Origin of the sequence: Cognatundibacterium oligocarboniphilum (genome assembly GCF_013377855.1) — a bacterium.
Classification (GTDB): Bacteria; Pseudomonadota; Gammaproteobacteria; order Burkholderiales; family Burkholderiaceae_D; genus Undibacterium; species Undibacterium oligocarboniphilum.
Window position 1 is genome coordinate 1 of the sequence record NZ_JABXYJ010000025.1, and the last position, 2,389, is coordinate 2,389.

Below are 2,389 nucleotides of genomic sequence, written 5' to 3' on the forward strand. Positions count from 1 at the left end.
TCATCCCGCCGCCGGAAGTCCAGGTGCAACCCCAGGTTCAGCCACAGAACACCATCTCGGCCGTCTCCAACGTCAAGCCGGAAAACCCCGTGTTCGCCAAGACCCAGGCCGCCGCCCCCGTGGAAGCCCCGAAAGCCACCGGTCCGGCCATCGTGCCCGGCGTGATCGACTTCAACGTCCCCGGCTGCAAACCCGAATACCCACGGGCCTCGCTGCGGAATGAAGAAACCGGCACCGTCGTGTTATCGGTACTGATCGGCGCCGACGGCAGCGTGGCCGACGTCAAGATCGACAAATCCAGCGGCTTCCGCGGACTCGATAATGCGGTACGCACCCAGCTCATGTCCGGCGCCTGCAAAAACAAACCAGGCACCGTAGATGGCAAACCGCAACAGACCTGGACCAAAGTCCAGTACGTCTGGAAACTGGACTGATGCCAAAGCAGTCGCGTCAACAGGATTAAAAACGCCACCAGCAACGACCCCCGGTCCGCGGGGTGGCAACAAAAACAGCAGTAAGCAACCAACCTTATCTTTGTAACACTTGTTAAAAGGAAGCACCACAATGAAAACCCGTTTCTCCGCATTCCTGGCTGCCGCCATCCTGGCCCTGAGCGCCCCTGCCTTCGCTGAAGACGCCGCCTCCGCCGCCACCACTGCCGCCCCGGCTGCTTCCGCCACCGCGCCGGCGACCCCGGCAGCCGACGTTGCCGCCCCGGCCCCGGCAGCCGACGCCCCGACCAAAGAAGTCATTGAAAACCCGTACGGCTTAGACGCGCTCTGGAAAACCGGCGACTTCGTTGCCAAAGGCACCCTGATCATCATGGTCATCATGTCCATGGGAAGCTGGTACATCCTCATCACCAAAATCATCGACCAGGTCAAACTGGCCGGCCAGGCCTCCGACGCCCGCAGCAAATTCTGGAAAGCGGCCTCCGTCACGGCCGGCGCTGCCAGCCTCAAAGAAGGCAGCCCATTCCGCTTCATCGCCGATTCCGGCATCAAAGCCACCGAACACCATGAAGGCGCCCTGTTGGAACAGATCGACCTGAACACCTGGGTCTCCATGTCCATCCAGCGCGCGGTGGACAAAGTCCAGAGCCGCCTGCAAGACGGCCTGGCGTTCCTGGCAACCGTCGGCTCCACCGCCCCATTCGTGGGTCTGTTCGGTACCGTCTGGGGGATCTACCACGCGCTGACCGCGATCGGCATGTCCGGCCAGGCATCGATCGACAAAGTGGCCGGTCCCGTGGGTGAAGCCCTGATCATGACCGCGATCGGTCTGGCCGTTGCGGTACCTGCGGTACTGGGCTACAACTTCCTGGTCCGCCGCAACAAGAGCGCCATGGAAGAAGTGCGCGCCTTCGCTGGCGACCTGCACTCCGTCGTCCTGTCCGGCAACATGAGCAAGACTGCGAACAAAAAGTAACCCGACCCGGTCATCCGAGGATGACCCGAAAAACCCGGTCGGACGACCGGGTTCTTCCTGAAATCTGAAAGAGCACACACTATGGCAATGGCACTCGGCAACGATGGCGATGGCGAAGACGAAGTCAACAGCACCATCAACACCACCCCGCTGGTCGACGTCATGCTGGTTTTATTGATCATCTTCCTGATAACCGCCCCGGTCATCACCGACGTGGTCAAACTCAAACTGCCGGCAGAACGCAACCAGATCTACAAAACCAAACCGGAAAACATCACCATCTCCATCAGCAAAGACGGCGACGTCTACTGGAACGGCATGATGAAACCGCTGCCTGGCGGCACCGAAGACCTGTTCGACAAACTCAAAGTCGAAGCGGTCAAGCTACCGCAACCGGAAGTCCACATCCGTGGCGACCAGAACGTCCGCTACGAATTTGTAGGCAAGACCATCCTGACCGCACAGCGTGCCGGGATCTCCAAAGTGGGCTTCGTGATCGAACCCCCGCCCAGGAACTGAGGAAAAGGAAAGACTATGGGAATGCAAGTAGGAGGCGGTTCCGCGACGGAACCGGAAGTGATGATAGAAATGAACATGACGCCGTTGATTGACGTCATGCTGGTGCTGATCATCATGCTGATCATCACCATTCCGATCCAGAACCACGCGGTGAACCTGAACATGCCGACCAACACACCGAGCAAGCCGACAGAGCCGCCGGTGGTGATCAACATCGACGTGGACTTTGACGGGACGGTATTGTGGAACGGCGCGGCGGTGGCAAATCGCAATGAGCTCGAAGCGAAGCTGACGGAGATTGCGGCGCAGCCGAACCAGCCGGAAGTGCATTTACGGCCGAATGCGGTGGTGCCGTACAAGTCGGTGGCGGCGGTGATGGCATCGGCGCAGCGGCTGGGGGTGACCAAGATCGGCATGGTGGGTAATGAGCAGTTCTTGAAGT

Annotated in this window: 4 protein-coding genes; all 4 read left to right on the plus strand. The window is 59.9% G+C overall.

Annotated elements, in window-relative coordinates:
* Positions 1 to 434 (plus strand): energy transducer TonB (locus HV832_RS17445; RefSeq protein ID WP_244954633.1); only part of this gene is annotated, 434 nt, incomplete at its 5' end.
* A gap of 130 nt (positions 435 to 564) precedes the next feature.
* Positions 565 to 1,428, plus strand: a complete 864-nt coding sequence (locus tag HV832_RS17080; RefSeq protein WP_176805255.1) for a MotA/TolQ/ExbB proton channel family protein — start codon at positions 565 to 567, stop codon at positions 1,426 to 1,428.
* Positions 1,429 to 1,509: 81 nt separating this feature from the next.
* On the plus strand, positions 1,510 to 1,947 hold the full coding sequence (locus HV832_RS17085; RefSeq protein ID WP_176805256.1) for an ExbD/TolR family protein: 438 nt from the start codon (positions 1,510 to 1,512) through the stop codon (positions 1,945 to 1,947).
* Positions 1,948 to 1,962: 15 nt separating this feature from the next.
* On the plus strand, positions 1,963 to 2,389 hold a 427-nt coding region (locus HV832_RS17090; RefSeq protein ID WP_176805257.1), incomplete at its 3' end, for an ExbD/TolR family protein.